At 58.1% G+C, this 19151-nt stretch carries 16 protein-coding genes and 2 tRNA genes; 7 read left to right on the top strand and 11 right to left on the bottom strand.

Going from position 1 to position 19151, the window contains the following annotated elements:
- On the bottom strand, positions 1–1983 hold the full coding sequence (locus GH659_RS03460) for an AAA family ATPase (protein WP_153109345.1): 1983 nt from the start codon (positions 1981–1983) through the stop codon (positions 1–3).
- Between GH659_RS03460 and GH659_RS03455 the strand changes: the two genes are divergently transcribed.
- From GH659_RS03455 to GH659_RS03445, 3 genes are all read left to right on the top strand, one after another.
- Entirely contained in the window at positions 1958–2704 is a 747-nt protein-coding gene (locus tag GH659_RS03455; RefSeq protein WP_170285813.1) for an AAA family ATPase, read from the top strand. The genes GH659_RS03460 and GH659_RS03455 overlap by 26 nt on opposite strands.
- A gap of 142 nt (positions 2705–2846) precedes the next feature.
- Positions 2847–3311, top strand: coding sequence for a hypothetical protein (locus GH659_RS03450; protein ID WP_153109343.1), 465 nt, complete (start codon positions 2847–2849; stop codon positions 3309–3311).
- Positions 3312–3515: 204 nt separating this feature from the next.
- On the top strand, positions 3516–4226 hold the full coding sequence (locus GH659_RS03445; protein ID WP_153109342.1) for a hypothetical protein: 711 nt from the start codon (positions 3516–3518) through the stop codon (positions 4224–4226).
- Here GH659_RS03445 and GH659_RS03440 read toward each other — a convergent pair.
- The 7 genes from GH659_RS03440 to GH659_RS03415 form a co-directional block, all read right to left on the bottom strand.
- Complete coding sequence (locus GH659_RS03440) at positions 4212–5126, bottom strand: hypothetical protein (RefSeq protein WP_153109341.1); 915 nt, start codon at positions 5124–5126, stop codon at positions 4212–4214. The genes GH659_RS03445 and GH659_RS03440 overlap by 15 nt on opposite strands.
- A 77-nt stretch (positions 5127–5203) precedes the next feature.
- Complete coding sequence (locus GH659_RS03435; RefSeq protein WP_153109340.1) at positions 5204–5677, bottom strand: sigma-70 family RNA polymerase sigma factor; 474 nt, start codon at positions 5675–5677, stop codon at positions 5204–5206.
- Complete coding sequence (locus tag GH659_RS14770) at positions 5674–5997, bottom strand: hypothetical protein (protein ID WP_170285812.1); 324 nt, start codon at positions 5995–5997, stop codon at positions 5674–5676. The genes GH659_RS03435 and GH659_RS14770 overlap by 4 nt, the downstream gene beginning before the upstream one ends.
- Positions 5998–6065: 68 nt before the next feature.
- Positions 6066–6509 carry a hypothetical protein gene (locus GH659_RS03430; protein WP_153109339.1) on the bottom strand — a complete coding sequence of 148 codons (444 nt, stop codon included), beginning with the start codon at positions 6507–6509 and terminating at the stop codon, positions 6066–6068.
- 96 nt (positions 6510–6605) lie between these two features.
- Positions 6606–6890 carry a HigA family addiction module antitoxin gene (locus tag GH659_RS03425; RefSeq protein ID WP_153109338.1) on the bottom strand — a complete coding sequence of 95 codons (285 nt, stop codon included), beginning with the start codon at positions 6888–6890 and terminating at the stop codon, positions 6606–6608.
- Positions 6891–6900: 10 nt separating this feature from the next.
- Entirely contained in the window at positions 6901–7179 is a 279-nt protein-coding gene (locus GH659_RS03420; protein ID WP_153109337.1) for a type II toxin-antitoxin system RelE/ParE family toxin, read from the bottom strand.
- A gap of 30 nt (positions 7180–7209) precedes the next feature.
- Positions 7210–8229 carry a site-specific integrase gene (locus tag GH659_RS03415; protein ID WP_153109336.1) on the bottom strand — a complete coding sequence of 340 codons (1020 nt, stop codon included), beginning with the start codon at positions 8227–8229 and terminating at the stop codon, positions 7210–7212.
- Between the two features lie 267 nt (positions 8230–8496).
- Here GH659_RS03415 and GH659_RS03410 point away from each other — a divergent pair.
- The 4 genes from GH659_RS03410 to GH659_RS03395 all read left to right on the top strand — a co-directional run bounded on the left by GH659_RS03410 (position 8497) and on the right by GH659_RS03395 (position 11466).
- Positions 8497–8573 (top strand) — tRNA-Arg (locus GH659_RS03410).
- A 57-nt stretch (positions 8574–8630) separates the two neighbouring features.
- A tRNA-Arg gene (locus GH659_RS03405) sits at positions 8631–8707 on the top strand.
- A gap of 523 nt (positions 8708–9230) precedes the next feature.
- A complete protein-coding gene (locus GH659_RS03400) occupies positions 9231–10493 on the top strand; it encodes a DUF3300 domain-containing protein (protein ID WP_170285811.1) in 1263 nt (420 codons plus the stop codon).
- Positions 10494–10527: 34 nt separating this feature from the next.
- The gene (locus tag GH659_RS03395) at positions 10528–11466 is read left to right on the top strand and encodes a DUF2950 domain-containing protein (protein WP_153109334.1); all 939 of its coding nucleotides are present in this window, start codon (positions 10528–10530) and stop codon (positions 11464–11466) included.
- On the opposite strand, the gene GH659_RS03390 is transcribed toward GH659_RS03395, so the two are convergent.
- The 3 genes from GH659_RS03390 to GH659_RS03380 all read right to left on the bottom strand — a co-directional run bounded on the left by GH659_RS03390 (position 11438) and on the right by GH659_RS03380 (position 18991).
- Positions 11438–15112: a translocation/assembly module TamB domain-containing protein gene (locus GH659_RS03390; protein ID WP_153109333.1), complete on the bottom strand. Its 3675-nt coding sequence runs from the start codon at positions 15110–15112 to the stop codon at positions 11438–11440. The genes GH659_RS03395 and GH659_RS03390 overlap by 29 nt on opposite strands.
- 2 nt (positions 15113–15114) lie before the next feature.
- Positions 15115–16743 carry an autotransporter assembly complex protein TamA gene (locus GH659_RS03385; RefSeq protein WP_246167684.1) on the bottom strand — a complete coding sequence of 543 codons (1629 nt, stop codon included), beginning with the start codon at positions 16741–16743 and terminating at the stop codon, positions 15115–15117.
- A 187-nt stretch (positions 16744–16930) separates the two neighbouring features.
- Positions 16931–18991 (bottom strand): sodium-translocating pyrophosphatase, encoded by a 2061-nt coding sequence (locus tag GH659_RS03380; RefSeq protein WP_153109331.1) that lies wholly within the window; start codon positions 18989–18991, stop codon positions 16931–16933.
- Positions 18992–19151 lie beyond the last annotated feature (160 nt).

The following is a 19151-nucleotide window of genomic DNA, read 5'->3' as shown; positions in this document are numbered from 1 at the left end:
TCAGCGCCCATGCCCAGCCGATGGAGAAAGAGAAATTTCCTGCCGTCGCGAAGGCATTTTTCCACCCCCCTCGATGCGACTGCTTGTTTTGTTTTCGCCGCTATTTGATTCATTGGATTTTCCGCTATTGCGACTTTGTACTTTTTCCGATTTATCAGAAGAAGCAGGTCGCAACATTTCATTTTCGCGACTAGCGGACGTAGCGCGACTCTCTCCGCAACCTTGATTGATCGCCCTTGCTGCATCGATACCAAGCTCACGAACCGCGCTAGTTTTGTCTTGCTGCCGCAGGATCGCTTTTACGGCTTCACTTGCTTGACTCTTTGCGCTCCCTTGTAATTCTCGCCTCTGCTGGATTTGTGATGGATGGGTGTATACCTTGGGGGCATCCTCTCCGCGTGTTGCCGCAACAAGGAAAGAGCGTTGTCCCATGGACTGATTCTTATTGTCCGGGTTGATATAAACCGCTGAGATGTTTTCTTGTGATACGGTTTTCCCCTGCGAACTATGCACGGTCATCCCGTACCCGTAATCCATATGGCGAACCTGACTCAAATTCACTGTGTCGGTATAGGTACTTTTGCCATCGGCGCCGCGAAACTCAACAGTGGCTCCCATTCCCTTTAAATCCCGGACATGTCCTATTTCCCCGTTTGTTCGGCCAGTAGCCTGATCGTTCTTTGTAAATCGAACTTTGTCTCCTTGGGCAATTTCGATCTGACGGCGCTCGAAGGCCTCCATTCCGCGTATTTCCTTTGGATTAACAAGGACCTCCCGCCCCCCATCCATCCTCACGGTCAGTTTGTTATCAGCCGAGTTTTTACCTATTACTTGCCCTCTCTCGCCAGCCGCAATACCCTGGCTTTTGTTTGCAATGGCGAAAGAAATACCATCACCATGGTTATACTGCCCGACCTGCTTTGATTGAGCTTCGGTTAGCCCACGACTACGCCACGTCTCGACCGTAACCCCTTCTTTGGATATGTCACCAATTTGCTTATAGGCTTCGCGTACCGTTTGATTGATCGCGTCCCTATCTGCGCGGCTCGCCGTCATGACTAAGGACTGTTCACGTTGATCGCGCGCCCCGCTGGCAAGATCGCTGGCAAGTTTTTTCAGCGAATCCTCCCGGGTGCTCGAAACATCCACTTTCCCTCCGGCTTCGAGCGTCTTAAAGGCTCCCACCAAGTCCCCTCGATAAATATCCGAAACAACTTCCTTTCCAAGCTCGGTTTTTTGGCGCTGAATCTCAGTCAACTGCGCCTTGGAGAAGTCTTTGCTGAATTGCTGAGCCGTCTCAAAAGCCTTCCCGGCACTCACGGGCTGCAACTGCCGGACATCCCCCTGGAAGGCCACGCGCATTCCTTCTTTTTGGGCAACCTCAACGATCCGATTCGCATCCTTGCTGGACAACAATGAGGCTTCGTCGACAACGAGAATCTTGTGACTATTCGCCCCATCCAACTCCTTGTTGAGTTCGCCAACTCGGCCTTTCATCTGGCAGGAATGACTCATCAGCCGATCATGCGCGGCCTTCATCGCATTCCGCATGGATTCGTTTGGACTGCCGTTCCACGCTTTCTCTTTGACGCGTTCAGCGGCTTTCTCGAGCCTCCCCGATTGATATTTCAAATAATCACGTTCAACGCTCAAGCGTTCCTGGCGGGTTGACGCATTCACAGCCCGATCGCGAAAATCTTCAAGCTTTCCCTTCTCATGCGACTGTCTGAATTCCAGCGCTGCACGGCTAATTTCGGTTTTGGCCGCCTCATAGACGGTTGTCGCTAGTTCCTTGCCGGCCTGAGCAAGTTGCTCAACAGCTTTGACGCTAGCGGCGACAAAAACGTCCCCGATATCTGCTTGGCGCCATCCTCCTGCGGTGCTGACGAACAAATCCCCGTTCTTGCCCTGTCCGATGCTGCCCCCGATGAAATCCGGCCGCTCCGCTCCTTTTCCCATGCGAAAGACAATGGTTGTTGTCATTTCGTCGCTGCTTTCCAGCGGTGCGCTTGCGCTTGATGCCGGTGGATCGATAATCACCAATGTGTCGGACGGCTTTGCCTACTCTGATGCTGCCACCGTCGGCCAGCTTAACAATGTCGGCGTGGTCGCCGCTTCCGCCGACGCGCTTGCGTCCGGCGCTCTATCGCTGGCCGGCGACGCAATGACTGTGGCCGCTGCTGCAGTCGCCTCTGCGGAAGCGGCGCAGAGCGGGGTAAATACGCTTGATGCTCGTATGACTGCTGTCGAATCTGCGATTGTCGTTGATGATGTTGCCCGCAGTTCGGCTAGCGTGGCAGACCAGAAGTCGGTTGTTGCTCAAACAACTGCCAATTCCGCCCAGTCGGCGGCCGAGCTAGCTGCATCAAAAGCAGACGCATCTCAGATAGTTGCCACCACAGCTGCCAAAAAGGCTGAAGCAGCTCAGGCGGCGGCCCGTTCTCAAGGTATTGGCATAATCGGCATTGCGCCAACCACTGAGGCTGCAAAAGTCATGGGCGCCGAACTGGGCATTCAGGCCAGTACAGTGGCCAAATTCCTTGCCGACCATAACCCGGAACGTGCCGCAGCTGAACAGCAACGCTTGGTCTCGGGCATTGAGCGCAGCATGGGGTTAGTGGCGTCTCATCACGCAAAAGAATGGGATCGTTTTGCTAAAAACGAGCAACGCACAGCGGAGCGTTTGAGCAACCTCTTCAGTTGAGTTAGAGACAATCAACTATCGGAGGTAGCGAAACGCGAACTTCCGCAAACGAAAGAAGATGAAGGGCTGGCAACGTTCAAATACAATATGCCCCAGAAATACCCTATTTGCTCCGCCACCAATTCAGATGCCGCGACTTTCCATGAACAAGCTCGTCATTTTCTGCATCACATCCTGCCTCATGGCGGGATGTGCCTCTCGCCCTGCGACGCCAGCACCGCCCATGAAGCCATTGAGCACCGTTCCAGCAACGGTAGTCGCTGTATATGACCTACCCGATCTCACCCCGCCACCCAAGCAAAGAGCATTTCCGGCCGAAGCCATGGGGAATATCGTAGTCGGCGCCTCCGTCGGCCACACCATAGATAATGGAGGCATCGGCGGAACGCTTGCAGGTGCCGCCTGGGGGGCTTTAGGAGGTATCGGCGAGATCATCGGCGCCGCACACGATGAAGCGCCTGTGGTACAGACCCAAATCGAATACGAGGTCGTGACGGAGCGGGGTGAAAAATACCGCGTCGTCCAAGAAGCAACGCCCCGCCTCGAAATCGGCCAAGCGGTGCTGATGCAGGACTATGGCAAGTGGAAACTTGCTCCAGCGAGGTAGCAACGCCGCCCTGCTCAATGGATAGAACCGCCCGTTGGACGATCCTATCAAGCAAATCCACTTGTTGAGTGCAGAATCGCAATAAGTTGAGGATCAAGGCCCCGCAAAACAACGCAAAACAACGCAAAACAACGCAAAACAACGCAAAACATTCGCTATAGTGTGCCCTTGGCATACCCTAACCAACCCGGAATTTGGAAAATAATGTCGAGAACGTTCAAGAGCATTTTCTCAGTAGCCGCGATCATGATCGCCGTTTCTTCATCATCGGTTGCGACGGAAGTCGAGGACCCATCAGTAGCTAGTGTGGCCGAGCAAGCATCCGCGCCAGACGCCTCTTCTCACCTTGTCAAACTTTTTCGAACGGTCGATAAAGACAAAGTGGAGGTTGTTTCCATTGATGACGACCTCGACGTGCCTTCGCATTTCAAAGATGTTATCAAGGATGTTTACAGGCGAGCACAAAAGGACTTGCCAGAGGTCGTTGGTCGACAGTTCACGAGAATCGATCTGGTTGCGGTCCCTCATCCTGAAATTGACTTGCCTGACAATCCCCGCTTCGCCTTCATAAAGAAGGATATCCCCGCGACTGTTCTTATCCCCCTCGTTGGAAGGACTGTCGAACGACAAATTACGGCGTATGCCGCGCTTGAGGTCGAGGTAACTCTGAGCAGCGGCGAAACAAAGCGTGTTCGGGGCTTAGGGGAAAGCACGGAGAAATTTTCGCGGGGATTTGGCCTCTTTTCGAGGAGTAATAAAGCCGAGGCAAAGACCACCGGGGATGCAGTGACGATGGCATACGGAAATCTGATTTCAGGGCTCCAGGCCGCTTCAAGGGATTGGGTTGATAGTTCAAGCGCTCGTCAGTCAGATAGCACCGGCAAAGCCGGTGGCTTACCTCTATGGATCAATTAGTCGCATTTTCCCGGCGCGGATCTCGTCGGCAATCACGGACAGCGGGACGATTTTTTTGCCGATGATCGCGCCGGCTACACTTATCGGCCCGGCTCCGGCCGGGGTGGACAAAAATCTGCCGACAAGACTTTTACCGGCTTCGTCGCCGCCCGCGACGAAGCCGGGCGGGGGTACGGCGAGCGCCTCTGCGTAGCGCCGATCGGCGCCTGCCCGGACTTTGCGGGCCGCTTCCATTTTTTCGGCGGCAGCGATTGCCGCAGGGCGGCTCATCCTCCCCTCGGCGGCGTGCTTGCAAAGCGCGACCGCGAGGGCTTCGGCGTCTTTAGCAGCGCCCGCCCCCACGGTCGCGCGCCACGCTGCTCCGGCCCAGCGGGCCTGCTCCTCGCCTGCAGCAGCGAGTACCTTGCCCAGATCCTTAGCCCTGGCGACCAGACAGTCTGGTCGCCCTGCTGACTCGTAAAAAATGCCAAAGACACCACCACCTGCGGTGCAGGTGGTGGTTGGAGTTGGGGTTAACGTTGGTGTTGGCGTTGGTGACTTACCTCGTTGTTTCTTTTGGATTTTGGTTAAGTTATACACAGGACACTCTGTTTTGTATCCGGCCAGGCGGAAACGCTCCTCGATGATGACGCGGATTTTTTTGCTGTGAATCATTCTCAATCCTTTGGCGTAAGCGGCTTGGCCAACGGCCGAATTGAATTTGTGGAATCGGAACCAGTCGAGCACAAAAACTTCGCTGGTCGTTTTGTCGCACACGACAAAATCCGCCTGCTCAAGGAATGATAAACAGTTGTTCACCGACGCACTAATTTCGCCTAAGCGCGCCTGAAAAACGCCGAGTTCGATGACGGTGACGCCCGCACCACTGACGTCCGGCCCGGTCCAGAGGTATTCCAACATCCTGCGCTGGGAGATTGGGAGCGCCTGGACATCCGGCGATGTCCAAAGATGGGTGGGGTGGGGGCGAGATTCGGCTCTCATCGCCCCCACCCCACCGCGAAAAGATCTCCGCCGCAGGCAATCGACGCAATCTGCCTCGCGACGCACTGTTGCACACGCCGCCGCGTCACGCCGCGACGCTGCGCGATGTAGGCAGTGTCGGCCTCGCGCAGCGCTGCGCAGAGCCGCTCCGTCTCGTCGTCCAATTCGGCGACCCGCCAGCGCTCAACGTCCCGTGGGTCCTGCGCAGACAACTCATTCTCGACGTCCGGCGCATCCAGCTCTACCCCATACCGCCCACCAGCTACCTGCCGCCGCAAATCAAAGCGCAGCAAACTCAGCCAGCGCGTCGCAAAGCTCGCGCCCCGGTCCGAATCAAATTTACCTTTGCATTCAAGCAGCTGCAAAAATGCCGACTGCATCAAATCGTCATCGCCATCCAAAAAACTTTCCTCGCGCGCGATCTTTTTTATCATTCCTGCATATTTTTTGATCAGGGCAAAGTCGTTCATTTTTTTGCCCCCCGCGCGGCGGACTCAAGTTTCCGCGGCCGCCCCCGGCGGCGCGGAGGGGGCGTTTCAGCGGCCTGCTGCGCCGGCGCGCCAGGGCAAGCAGACACCTGATCAGCGGCGCTGCTGAGCGAATCAAGCCAACGCTCGAGGTCGTGCCTGAGATAGCCGACCTTGCCGCCAACCCGCACCGGCGCAGGCCAGCCAGCCGGCGCCGGGCGCTGGTCGTATGTTATTTTTCTAATATGCGAGTAGGATAAACCGAGAAACTGCGCGCAGATGCGCAGGCCGGCGAAAGCCGGAAAATCGATAGGAAAATGCATTTTTGCCTCACTTTTTCAGCGAGGCCGCCGGGTAAAAAGTTCCGGCGCGGAGACGAGGCGGGCGGCCCCTAACGCAGCAGCGCTCCGCGCCGGGAGGCGCGGGGCGTGGGGAGTTGACGCGGGGCGAGAGCGACGTGAGCTAACAATACATCGCCATAAATCCGCTCTGCAGCGAGGAGCGAAGCAGCACAAAACGCGCGGAGTGCTGAGAATGAAAAAGAAATTGTGCAGAAAATAATGCCGCGCGACGCCGACCGGTCAGCCCTTTGCGCGCTGTCGACTGCTGCAATGCCGCGCCGCAAGACCGACGCGCCGCCTGCCGCGCAAGAGCGAACAACAAACGCGACTATGACAATCAGCGCAACTGCAATAGCAGCCACGCCAAACATGCAAAAAGCAAGCACCACACTGCCGACTGCAAGCGCCGCAAAAAAGCGCTCGGTCGCGACGCGCTCGGCGCCGAAGCCGCGCTGCTCAGAGAGGGAGAGGGAGAGACATTGCATCCAATTCATGCCCCTATCGTACCTCACTCGCGCCGCGCGTGGATCGTCGAAAATGACGATCTCAACGCGATTTTCAGACTTTTTTGGCCCTAACTGGCCCCAAAATCACGCAGCCATCCGCAACGGCTTAACGTCAGGCAATCCGCGCTGCTCTGCCTGCCACAGATCCCACGCAGCCTGCATGTCGATCCATACCTCCGGGGTAGTATCAAGCCAGACAGATAGTCGCAAAGCCATATCCGCCGTAACCCCGGCCTTGCCGTTCAATATCTTCGACAGCATAACGCGCGAGACGCCGAGTTGTGACGCCGCTTCCGTTACTGTCATTCCTTCCGGGATCCATTCCCTGAGCAATTCACCGGGATGCGCCGGATTGTGCATTCTGCTCATATCAACCTCCTCAGTGATAGTCCTGATAATCGACTAGCACGGCATCCCCGTTGTCAAACCGGAACGTCATTCGCCAGTTACCGTTCACCGTAATCGAGAAAAATCCTGCCAAATCACCGCTCAAGCCGTGCAGTCTCCACCCCGGAGCATTCATATCCTTGGGCTCCCGCGCTTTATCAAGCATGGTCAGTTGCAGGCGAAGCCGGTTAGCGTGATGCGGTTGAATGCCCGCTTTACTCCCCGTCCTGAAAAACGCTTCGAGCCCCTTGTGTTCGAACGACTTGATCATGACCTATTGTAAACCGTTAATTAACACTTATCAACCTAGTTTCTGAGCCAACTTCTCAGCCTGCAAATGCGTGTACCGTTTGAGCATCTGCAACGTCTTATGCCCGGAAACCGCAGCCAGTTCCAACACAGAGAAATCCCCGCGCTCAGCCAGACGGGAAAGCGCTTCGTGACGAAGATCGTGCCAGCGGTAGTCGCTGATCCCGGCACGCGCGCAAGCACGCGTCAAGGCCCGTGTAAGCGTCAAACGTTCGCACGGGAACACCCTCCCCTTCAGATCGCGCGGCAACCCTCCTAGGGCTTCCAGCGCACGACTGGAAAGAGGAACCGCGCGAGCCTCCCCATTCTTCGTCTCATTCAGCATCGCAAGGTGGCGCTGCTTGTCGACGTGCCGCCACTCAAGCGACAACATTTCGCCCTGGCGCATCGCTGTCTCAACGGCGAACGTCAGTGCGGAGGCCAGCCACGGATTACGACTCTTTCTGCATTCGCATTCAAGAGCGTCCCACTCGGCCGCTGTCAAACGACGATCCCGCGACCGGCTATCACGCGGCTTGCGGATCTTCGCGACCGGGTTCCCGCGCGGCAACGTGATGCCACACTCGGTTTCCGCAAACCCAAGGATCTTGGAGAGCATGTAAAGCTCTTTCCGGACCGTGCTCTCTCCCACCGCCCGGCGACTACCGTTGCCCGAAAGCCGCGCTTCGCGGAAACGGACAATCAGCTTCTGATCGATTGCCGAAAGCGCGTACTGACCAAAGAACCGGGACAGACACCTGCACTGGAAGCGCCAAGTTTCATTTCCGTCCTCACGCTCACGATAATGGAACGGGCCAAACTCGGTCTTGAAGCGCTCGAGCAAATCATCGAACGTCGTCCGCTCCGCGTCCGAGGTCGAAACAAAAACTCCCTTGTCGATTTTGCTTTCGACCTCGCGCGCCCATACCTCGGCCTCGCTCCGAATTCGAAAAGTCCTCGACTCCTCTGGATGCCCCTTTCGCCGAACAATAGCCTGCCAAAACCCGCTCTCGCGCTGTCGAAAAGATGCCATTTTTAGCCTCCGAGTGTGCCCAAAATGTGACGGAAATTCAGAAAACAATAACACAAACTCGGAAGTTGTACGTATATTCAACAACTTGCGATTTATAATTCTCCCGCCTCCTAAGCGTGAGATACAGGTTCGATTCCTGTCGGGGAGGCCACCTGTTTTCTTGGTCGCAAAAACTAAAAACTTAAGCCGCCCAATAAAGAAATAAAAACCACAAAAAACTTGCAAGAACCAAACAACCTGCAGTAGAATGCGCAGCTTCTGTGCAGCGCGCCCGTAGCTCAGTTGGATAGAGTACTTGGCTACGAACCAAGGGGTCGGGCGTTCGAATCGCTCCGGGCGCGCCATTCAGATCAAACATTCAAGCCAATCTTCGGATTGGCTTTTTTGGATTTCTGTGCAGCGCGCCCGTAGCTCAGTTGGATAGAGTACTTGGCTACGAACCAAGGGGTCGGGCGTTCGAATCGCTCCGGGCGCGCCAAATAGAACAAACAGCTAGGCCAATCTTCGGATTGGCCTTTTTGTTTTTCGGCCCCGAACTCAAAAGGTGCCCAACAGTTGCACAAGCCAACTCCGGACCGCCATTCTGAACCAGCGACTGCTGGAACCCATAAGGCACATTCCACCCATCGAGGAGGAAGAACGGCTGGTCGCAGGTGTTATCTGCGACTCGCTGAACAGACCGCATCAGCCTCTACGCCCCTTGGGCAATTCTTGGTGCTTGAATATCCAATTTCCAAATTTATACTGCAAGAGGCGGCCGTCGGTACGATGTTCTTTCCGCAAAGCATTTACTCAGTTGCATCGACGGCTTGGTGAATGGGGCAAAGCACACAAGCAGAACAGCCCCCTGCCGATAAATGACGGGAACTGGGGGCGTTGCTCAAAACTCCCGATCGAAATCCGGAACCAACCGTTCTCGGTTGGAGTGTCGGGCGGCTTTAATTTGGCCTTTACGGCGAGTTGAGACTTCCCGACATGATTATTGTGCTTGGGGGAACTTGATGAAATACAGACAACAAAGATCCGGCGCCCTGCTTGCCGCTTTATTGCTCGCAACCGCGCCAGCATTCACCCAGACGGCACCAAGTACCGGCGCCACACCCCCATCCACCGGCACGACTGCCCCCAGCAAGACATTTTCCCAGCAAGAGCTCGACCAATTGTTGGCGCCGATTGCTCTTTATCCGGATGCGTTGCTGGCGCAAGTGCTCATGGCTTCGACCTATCCGCTGGAAGTCGTACAGGCTGCGCGCTGGCAAAAAAACAATCCGAAAGTGACGGGCAAGCCATTAGAGGATGCCTTGGTCAAGCAGCCATGGGATCCGGCGGTCAAATCATTGACGTCAGTTCCCCAAGTTCTCCAGCAGATGAGCGAACGTCTGGAGTGGACGCAAAAATTGGGCGATGCCTTTCTGGCCCAGCAGAACGACGTCATGATGACAGTCCAGTCTCTGCGTGCCAAAGCCGATGCGGCCGGCAATCTGAAATCTACCGAACAAATGGCGGTTTCCAAGCAGTCGCAAGGCAGCGATACGATTTACGTGATTGAATCGCCAAAGCCGGAAGTCGTCTATGTGCCGGCCTACGACCCAACTGTGGTTTATGGTTCGTGGTGGTACCCGACGCCCCCTTATTACATGTATCCGCCAGGCTATGCCTATGCCCCAGGGCTGGCCTTTGCAACCGGTATTTTTGTCGGAGCAGCGATCTGGGGAAACTGCAACTGGGGATGGGGGCGCGGCGATGTTGATATCGACGTCAATCGGTACAACAATTTCAACCGCTCATCGATTTCCAATTCGAACTGGAATCATAACGTCGAGCATCGTAAAGGGGTCGCTTACCGTGACCAAAACGTCGCGCGGCAGTACGAACGCGGTGGCGACCGGCAGGCGGCACAGGCTCGCGACAACTTCCGTGGGCGGGCAGAAAGTGGCCGTACTGAATTAGGAGGCGTGGACCGTGGCGGACGAGGCGATGCCGGTCGCCCCGACGCGGGTGCAGGACGTTTCGAAGGTGGACGCGGAGACAGCGGGCGTGTAGATAGTGGTCGCTTCGACAGTGGCGCAGGAGGTGGAACGCGCGACGTCGGGCGAAACAACGGCTTGTCAGGCATCGGCAACGCGGCCGCGACGCGCGATGCAAGCCAAAGAGGCGCGGCCAGTACACGCGATTCCGGAAGACGAAGTGGCGGATCCGCCAGTTTCAGCGGCGGGGGAGGCAGCCGCGGTGGCGGCGGTGGACGCGGTGGTGGTCGCCGTTGATCATTCCCCTCCCATTTCCGCAGAAAGGAATACGATGAAACCCAAGCTCATGATTCCGATGCTGATGGCCGCTGCGGTGTTCGGTGCAGCGCCGATAGCCCAAAGTGCCACACCGGAAGCCGCTGTCGTGCAACAAAACTACTCAAGCCCGGAAGAAGTCGCCGCTGCGCTTGCCACCGCGGCACGGGCTGGCGACCGCCCAATGATCCTCAAGTTGATGGGGGCAGACTCAGCCAGCTGGTTGTCCAGTGGCGACGCTACCGCAGACCGCGAGGACTGGAAACGCTTTCTGGATGCCTATGAGCGCAAGCACACGATCACCCCTACGTCGGACGATCATGCCGTACTGCTCATTGGCGACGACGCCTGGCCTTTCCCAGCACCACTGGTGCGCCAAGGTAGTGCATGGCGCTTCGATGCCGTAGCCGGACGAGAAGAGGTGTTGCGACGCCGTATCGGACGAAATGAACTGGATGCCATGCAAACCCTGCTGGCCGTTGTCGACGCCCAACGGGAATACGCGAGCGGCGATCTGGACGGCAACGGTTTCTACGATTATGCGCGCCGTTTCATTTCCACAGCGGGCAAACGCGACGGACTTTACTGGCCGGTTTCGGCAAACGAGCCTCCAAGTCCGCTCGGGCCGTTGGTTGGCGCGGCATCGGTAGATGCACAGAAACAGGGCGCGGGAAACGCTGGCGCAGGGGTCTACCATGGCTATCGGTATCGTCTCCTTGAAGCGCAAGGCAAGGCCGCGCGCGGCGGGGCCTACGATTACCGGGTTGGCGGCAAACTCATCGGCGGCTTCGCCGTCGTCGCCTACCCGGCAAAGCACGGCAATTCCGGTGTATCGACGTTCATGGTCAGCCACGATGGCGTGCTGTACGAGAAGAACCTTGGATCAAACACTGAAAGCATCGTGCTTCGCATGCAACGTTTCAATCCTAATCCGACCTGGAAGAAGGTTCGCTGACCGTCGTCTCCCCCCGCCGTTTCCGACGGGGGGATTCACCCACGGTAAAGGTGTAGAAGATATCCAGCGCGTTGTCGCTGCCCGTCCGGCCGATGACCGAAATTTGCCGGGTCAGGTTTACGGTAAGTTTCACCACACTTTCGGCCTTGCCCAGCGATTGTTCATAAGAAAGTATGGCGTTTGACGACAAGCGCTTGCCGACGCTGAATATCTGACTGCCGGTCGTGGCAGAGGTATCGACACTGCTTCCGGCGATCCGGCTGCTCGGCTGACGCCCTCCGTTGCCGCTGATATCCCCCTGGCGGAAACCAAGTTCATCGATGCCGAACGTCTTCTTCAGCTGCTGAACGACGTTGGCTGAATTGTTGCCGAGCAGCCCGCCAGCCGCCGACAGAAGCACGGTCGCGTCGCCCGTACCCATTGATTCCGGGCCATGGCCGAGCACAAGCCACGCAAGCTTTTCGGCATCCGGCACATCGGGATCGGACACCAGCCGAACAACCGGGCGCTGCGCGGTGCCGGCAATCTGCACGCCCGGCTCGACCGCCATTCCCTTTCGGACGGCACGCACATCGAGCGCCGGATTGTCGAGCAGCCCCTGAAAAGTCAGGATGCCGCGTTCAATAGCGAGTTGCTGGCCATAAGCGTCGAAACGCCCATCGCGCGTACGAATGCTGCCGCTCGCACGCGGCACGTCACGCCCCCGTGCGGTCAGGCGGACGTCACCGACAAGACGTGTTTGCAGCCCCGCTCCGCTGAACAAAAATTGCCGACCGAGATCGGCCGTCACGTCGAGATCAAGATTCGGCCGGAAGGCGGGCCGCGACTGAACGCCCGGACGTTTAATCACCACGTCGTCGGAAAGGCGGGGCATTCCACCCGGCGCCAGTTGCCAGTATCCGGCATCGACGCCGACCTTCCCGTGAACACCGAGCGCGCCTTCCTGCCACGTCACCCGGCCAGAGCCTGAAACGGCCACCCATTGATCGGGAAGTTGCCATGCACCGAGCCGGTCAAGTTGAATATCAAGGAAGGCACTGTCGGCTCCGCTCGCCCGGTCGATCCGCATTTCACCCGAAACATCGAGGCTTCCAGGCTCGGCAAAGACGGAAGCCGCCTCGCCAATAGCCAATCGCAACGGGCGGGGCACGCTGGAAAGTATGCTGGCGAACCTGAGCCGCCGGATACGCAAGAGGTTGTTGTCAAGTTCGGCGGACAGTTGCCCTTGATCAAGATGCAACCCCTGATCGGGAAGACGCAAGACCAACTGATCTCCGTTGAAACGTCCGCTGGACAGAGGCCGGGAGGGCGTTCCCATGAGATCAAGTTCGCCAACGAAACAACCGCCCGTCTGCCAGCCCTCTCCCAGCAACTCGCCAAGCCACGCCAGATCCGCCGTATTGATCCGCAGCCGACCATGCCACGGTGCGTTGGCGGCAATTTTCCACGACCCTTCCATCGCCGCCTCCAAGCCGCCTTCAACCTGCCCGAGGCGCGCGCCGTGCCCGACCAGACCTACGGCAAGTCGCCGCGTATCGGCGCCGGCCCGGACGACGGCATTCCAGTCCGCCGCGTCGCCCGCAATTTCAGCCGGCCCGAACGACCACCCGTCACGGCTAACATTCACGAGTGCCGGGCGGCGCAGAAGCAGGCGACGGGATTTGTCCTCGCCGGCCAGTCGCAAGTCGTACATCTGCCCATGCCAACGCTGGCCGGGCGACAAACCGCCCTCCGCGCCGAGCCCGAATCGATACATGCCCGCAAGATCGGCGGCCAACTCCATTCGGTGGTTGTCGTTACGGCCAGCCAGGCGGAACACCATGTTCTTGGCCAACGCTGGATGCCCCGGCAGATCGAGTTGAGCAGCCGCCAGATCCACTTCCAACGGAGAATCGTTCGCTCCCGCCAGACTCGCCCTCACTGCAAGCCCACTGACTCGTCCCCATTGGCGATACCCCAGGTGTTCCGCATTCAGGCGCAGTGCGACGTGCGGCTCACGGCTGTTTCCGGACACAGCCACCTGCCCGAAAACACCGCCGTCTACGCCGAAGAGTGACAAATCGGGAGCATCGATCTGAACCGTCAATTTCCCCTGCGCATGTCCGAAACTTCCCGCGACCGTCAGCCGGCTCGGTCCCGCACTCAATGCGACGTCGGCGTGCGAAACGATCGGCCACGCGACATTGAGGCGCCCGCGCCCCGCCAGCGGCAAACCGGCATAACGGCTTTCGTCCAGCTCAAAGCGCCCGTCTACAACCAGTCCCGGAGCAAGACGCCCTTGCGCATCGAAACGAGCGTTGAGCTGCGCAGCCGGCAAGCGGAAAAAACGGCTCGGATCGAAGCGCCGCAACTCGCCCTTCATGGAAAAGGCCATACGCTCGTCCGTTTCCAGGACTCCGGACGCCAACAGCCGCGCTTCGGCCGATGAAAGTTCCAATCGCCTGGCGGTGATCGTACTTCCGGCGCGTTCGGCGTCGACTGCCACGGCAAAACGCTCGTCCTTCAGATTCAGAGCAACACGCTGCCGGTCGGCGCCTAGCACAATGCTCACCGGGCCATTCAGCCGGGTCTGACGCAGTGTTGAAATCAGACGCGCCGCGTCGACCCGGCGCGCACCGAGGCTGAGCGTCAGCAAATTTTCGGCCCATTTGCCTTCCCCGCTCAGACTCCCACCGTCGGGAAACACCAGCGACAATTCCGACAGCAGCACACCCGCAGATTGCCAGTTGAACTTGCCGTGCCCTTTTTCAAACGGCAAAAGATGCTGATCGAGAAGGCCCGGCCGGTGGTTGATCGCGCTGAATCGACCGGTCACGCCCTCACCTTGCGGCTCGACTTCCAGGGACATCGAAAGCAAAGCGTGCGGCGAACCGGCCAACCAGGCCGCCGGGTCCACATCTTTCACGGCCAATCTCGCCTGTGCATACGGCACCGCCGCAAACGGCGTCAGGCGGATCTGCCCCTCACCGGAAACCCCCTTTTGGCCGGTGGCCACCAATTCGATACGCTCAAGCGTTCCCTCCGCGCCCAGCGTGAGTTCGAGCGGCTTGTCGGCGATCAGTCCGCGAACCCGGCCGGTTCCGTGCAGCCGGAAAGGCGCCTTTCCGGACAAGCTGACCTCACTCGTTATCGCCGTATCAAGCACCCTGGCCGAGAATCCGGCCAGCCGATGCTGCTCTCCATCGCTTTCCAGACGGCCGGCCATATCGGTCACGGACAGGCTATCGCCCCACTCGAATGCCGCAACCGCGAATTTCCGAACCGCAACCGGCAACGGCAACGTCAAGTCGGCGGGAAGCGGAGCTGGCTCCGCCGACTCCGCGCTATCGATCCGAAGCCGCGCGATGCGCACAGCGTCGATCTGTATTCTCTTCTCGACAAGCGTCGCCGGCGCCCAAGCCACTTCGATCCCGCCAGCTTCAATCTGAAGCTCGGGTGCGGTCCAACGCAGCGTGCCAATCGAAAAATCCCCCAACAGGCGGCCCTGAACATCGGCCATGAACAAACGATCACGGGTTGCGGTCATCGCCAGTCGGGCCAGAACTTGCAAGCCACTCTCCGTTACCACCAGCCATCCCGCAACTGCCAGCGTGGCAGAGAGGACAAGCATCAGTGCTAACAGCATGCGTTTTGGCTTCAGCTTCATGGTTAAAACGGTATCGCCAGTGCAAAGTGAATTTGCCAACTACTGGTTCGCTGGCCATAGGCCAGATCAAGTCCGATCGGCCCGGCAGGACTCTTCCAACGCGCGCCAAGACCGTAGCCGACGGCCAGATTCAGATCTTCCACATTGTCTGCGGCCTCACCGGCATCGACGAACGCGGCAACTCCCCACGTCTCGTTGAACCAGTGCGTCGCTTCCGCGCTCAGCACACCCATGTAACGACCGCCCACCGTCGCAGAACCTTCGGTCACCCCGAGGCTCTGGTAGGAGTACCCGCGTACCGATCCGGTGCCTCCGGTTCGAAACAGATAGTCCTGCGGAATGTTTTTGCGCAAGTCAGCCAAAGTCACGCCGAGCTCGGCCCGCAACGCCACGGTATCCAACCGGCCAATTGGGAAATATTGCTGCCACCGCCCCTGCAAGCGAAGGAAATCCTGATCGGACGCAAGCGCTTTGCTGCCACCGCCCATCTGCGCCTGCCACACCACGCCGTCACGCGGATCGAGCGGGTTATCGACTTGTCGCCACGTCCACATGACATTGGGCACCAATGCGCTGTTTGTGGTCGCCATGGCCCCGTCCGGCTCGCGCCGCTCGCGTTCCCAGTTCAACGACAGGCGCTGCTCGAGGTTACCGCGTTGCAAGACGGTCTGAGCACCGAACGCATAGCGGTCAGTCTTCAAGCCTTCGATGTCGGTCGCCTCGACCATCAGGCCGACACCATGACGACGGCCCGTTTCATCGGGAGGCAAAAAAACATCGGAATATAGCGTCTGTTTCTTTTGCTCGATCCTTAGCCCGCCATCAAGCACCCAAGCTTTATTCAACAAATTGGGGGTGTGGTAGTTCGCCTCGACCCGGGCTCCGGTATTCGAGCTAACACCAACACCAACACCAAAACGATGCGCCGGCCGCTCGCGTACACTCACGCGGACCGGGGCCGTTGCAAAACCTTCGCCATCATCCTCGCTCTGCGCCAAATCCAGCGCGACCTCGGCCGAAGCAAAATACGGGGTTGTCAGCAGCGTGCTTTGGAATGCCCTCAAGAGATCTTCACGGTAAGAATCACCTTCCCGGAAACCACGGTTATAGCGACTGACGAGGTCCTCCGGATAGCGCTGCAATCCTTCGACCTGCAACTCGCCGAAGCGGTAGCGAGGGCCGGCGTCGTAATGGACGCGCACATCGGCGCGTTGCGTTTCCGTGTCAATCTCGGCGAGGCTATCGACAAGACGCGCCCCGGCGTGTTCAACCGCCAACAGGTCGGAAAGAATCTGGAGCTTCGCATCGTTCCAGGCGGCTTGCCGGAATGCGCTTCCTATCGGCAACGGCCAGCCATTACGAAGCATGGAACGCCTGGGCTCCTCAATCGGACCATCAATCCGCATATCGACGTTCGATACGGTAGTACGCGGCCCAGGCGCAACATACAACGCAGTCGTCCCGTCCTCGTTTGAAAACTCGAAAACCGGAGAGAAATACCCCTCGGTAGCCAACACCTCGCCGAGCATCGCCTGCACACGACGTTGACTCGCTCCATTTTCGGGGAGATACGGTTTGAGGAGTTCGACAATATTTTCTGATCCGCGCAGGACGATTCCTTCCGCCAACACGGGCGAAGCGGCGGCCGCCAGCCATAGCGCAAGGAATTTCCCGAAAAACTTCTCATGTCGGACAAGCATCGTTTCATTTTACTCGCCCAAGTTCATGCACGGCGCCCACTCTTTTTCGGCAGGAGAGCTTGCACAGAGCATAAAAAAGGGCAGCCGAAGCTACCCCGTTTTTTCCCAAAAATCGGGCTCAGGAAATTACCGGCAAGATCGGCACGATCATCAACGCCACGATATTGATGATCTTGATCAGGGGGTTAACTGCGGGACCCGCCGTATCCTTGTACGGGTCGCCAACGGTATCGCCGGTCACCGAGGCTTTGTGGGCTTCCGAACCCTTGCCACCAAAGTGGCCATCCTCAATGTATTTCTTCGCATTATCCCAGGCGCCGCCGCCTGTCGTCATCGAGATGGCAACGAACAAGCCGGTGATAATCGTCCCCATCAACAAGCCGCCCAGCGCCTTGGCACCGAGCAGGAGACCAACAACAACCGGAACCAGGACGGGCAAAAGCGAGGGGATGATCATTTCCTTGATCGCCGCTGATGTCAGCATGCCGACTGCGCGTGAATAATCGGGCTTCGTCTCTCCATCCATGATGCCCTTGATTTCACGGAACTGGCGTCGCACCTCGACAACGACAGCCCCCGCCGCCCGGCCAACGGCCTCCATGGCCATGGCGCTAAAGAGATAGGGAATCAGACCGCCGATGAACAACCCGATGATGACCATGTGGTCGGAAAGATCGAAGGCGGTTGCCATGCCAAAGCGCCCTTCCAGAGCATGGGTATAGTCGGCAAACAGAACGAGCGCCGCCAGACCGGCCGAGCCAATCGCATATCCCTTCGTTACCGCCTTGGTGGTGTTACCCACCGCGTCGAGCGGATCGGTCACATCACGCACTTCCTGCGGCAATTCGGACATCTCGGCAATACCACCGGCATTGTCGGTAATCGGGCCGTAGGCATCGAGCGCAACGATGATCCCGGTCATCGACAGCATCGAGGTGGCCGCAATCGATATCCCGTACAGGCCGGCCAGTGCATAGCTCAGATAGATCGCCAGACAGACTGCAAGCACGGGCAGTGCCGTCGCCTTCATCGACACGCCGAGACCGGCGATGATGTTGGTACCGTGCCCTGTCGTCGACGCTTCGGCCACCTTTCTGACCGGCGAGAACTCGGTACTGGTGTAATACTCGGTGATCCACACCATCAGCCCCGTCAGCACCAGACCGATCGTCGCCGCACCGAAGATGTTCAGCGAGCTGAGAACTTTACCGTCGGCCAGAGTGACACTGTCACCGAGAATCATGGTCGTCACGGGGTAGAACGCCGCCAGCGCCAATACGCCGGCCACGGCCAGGCCGCGATACAGCGCATTCATGATCTTGCCGCCTTCGCTCGATTTGACGAAGAAGCATCCAATGATTGAGGCAATGATCGAAATACCGCCCAAAACGAGGGGATAAATGACGAGGTTATCGGTTGCCCCTGCAACCCCTTTGAGCGACATCGCGCCGAGCACCATGGTAGCCACGACGGTCACGGCATAGGTTTCGAACAGGTCGGCCGCCATGCCGGCACAGTCACCGACATTGTCTCCAACATTATCGGCGATTACGGCCGGATTGCGGGGATCATCTTCCGGAATACCGGCTTCGACCTTGCCTACCAAATCGGCCCCCACGTCGGCGCCCTTGGTAAAAATGCCGCCACCCAGACGAGCGAAGATGGAGATCAGTGACCCACCGAATGCAAGGCCGACCAGCGGCTCGACCGCATGGTGCAAATCGGCGCCTGCGCTGCGCAGGAAGGCGTAGTAGCCCGCGACACCCAGCAAACCGAGGCCGACAACCAGCATGCCGGTGATCGCCCCTCCCTTGAAGGCCACATCCAGCGCTGCAGCAATCCCCCGCCGCGCCGCTTCGGTGGTACGGACGTTGGCACGCACTGATACGTTCATGCCGATAAAACCAGTCAGGCCGGAGAGAACGGCACCGATGACAAAACCGATGGCCATCAGTTTGCCAAGGAAGACTGCGATAAGAATGGCGAGGACAACACCGACAATGCCGATCGTCGAATACTGTTTACGCAGGTAAGCCGAGGCACCAACCTGAATAGCCTTGGCGATTTCCTGCATACGATCATTACCGGCCGGCAACGAGAGAATCCATTTGGTCATTGCTGCGCCGTAAAGCACTGCAATGATCGCGCACACGAGCGCAAATCCCAGACCTTCCAACATAAGCTCCCCTATTAGAAAAAAGTCCGGATCCCTTGGCAAGCCTCATAAATCCGGACAACAAATGACCAGAATGGCCCTCACCTTATTGGGCAGCAACGCCCTCCCTTGTTACAGCTGACGATTATCTACGATTTGTATTGTGTTTTGTCAGCCGCCATCC

The organism is Propionivibrio limicola, assembly GCF_009469695.1.
Classification (GTDB): domain Bacteria; phylum Pseudomonadota; class Gammaproteobacteria; order Burkholderiales; family Rhodocyclaceae; genus Propionivibrio; species Propionivibrio limicola.
This window is presented reverse-complemented; position numbering and strand designations above follow the sequence as displayed.

Bases quoted from the DNA above. Each gene is read 5' to 3' on its own strand.
- GH659_RS03445 (WP_153109342.1), top strand. From the start codon at position 3,516: ATGTCGAGAACGTTCAAGAGCATTTTCTCAGTAGCCGCGATCATGATC.
- GH659_RS03455 (WP_170285813.1), top strand. From the start codon at position 1,958: ATGCGAAAGACAATGGTTGTTGTCATTTCGTCGCTGCTTTCCAGCGGT.
- GH659_RS03415 (WP_153109336.1), bottom strand. From the start codon at position 8,229: ATGGCATCTTTTCGACAGCGCGAGAGCGGGTTTTGGCAGGCTATTGTT.
- GH659_RS03430 (WP_153109339.1), bottom strand. From the start codon at position 6,509: ATGAATTGGATGCAATGTCTCTCCCTCTCCCTCTCTGAGCAGCGCGGC.
- GH659_RS03395 (WP_153109334.1), top strand. From the start codon at position 10,528: ATGAAACCCAAGCTCATGATTCCGATGCTGATGGCCGCTGCGGTGTTC.
- GH659_RS03420 (WP_153109337.1), bottom strand. From the start codon at position 7,179: ATGATCAAGTCGTTCGAACACAAGGGGCTCGAAGCGTTTTTCAGGACG.
- GH659_RS03380 (WP_153109331.1), bottom strand. From the start codon at position 18,991: ATGTTGGAAGGTCTGGGATTTGCGCTCGTGTGCGCGATCATTGCAGTG.
- GH659_RS03450 (WP_153109343.1), top strand. From the start codon at position 2,847: ATGAACAAGCTCGTCATTTTCTGCATCACATCCTGCCTCATGGCGGGA.
- GH659_RS03440 (WP_153109341.1), bottom strand. From the start codon at position 5,126: ATGTTGGAATACCTCTGGACCGGGCCGGACGTCAGTGGTGCGGGCGTC.
- GH659_RS03460 (WP_153109345.1), bottom strand. From the start codon at position 1,983: ATGACAACAACCATTGTCTTTCGCATGGGAAAAGGAGCGGAGCGGCCG.
- GH659_RS03390 (WP_153109333.1), bottom strand. From the start codon at position 15,112: ATGAAGCTGAAGCCAAAACGCATGCTGTTAGCACTGATGCTTGTCCTC.
- GH659_RS03425 (WP_153109338.1), bottom strand. From the start codon at position 6,890: ATGAGCAGAATGCACAATCCGGCGCATCCCGGTGAATTGCTCAGGGAA.
- GH659_RS14770 (WP_170285812.1), bottom strand. From the start codon at position 5,997: ATGCATTTTCCTATCGATTTTCCGGCTTTCGCCGGCCTGCGCATCTGC.
- GH659_RS03400 (WP_170285811.1), top strand. From the start codon at position 9,231: ATGAAATACAGACAACAAAGATCCGGCGCCCTGCTTGCCGCTTTATTG.
- GH659_RS03435 (WP_153109340.1), bottom strand. From the start codon at position 5,677: ATGAACGACTTTGCCCTGATCAAAAAATATGCAGGAATGATAAAAAAG.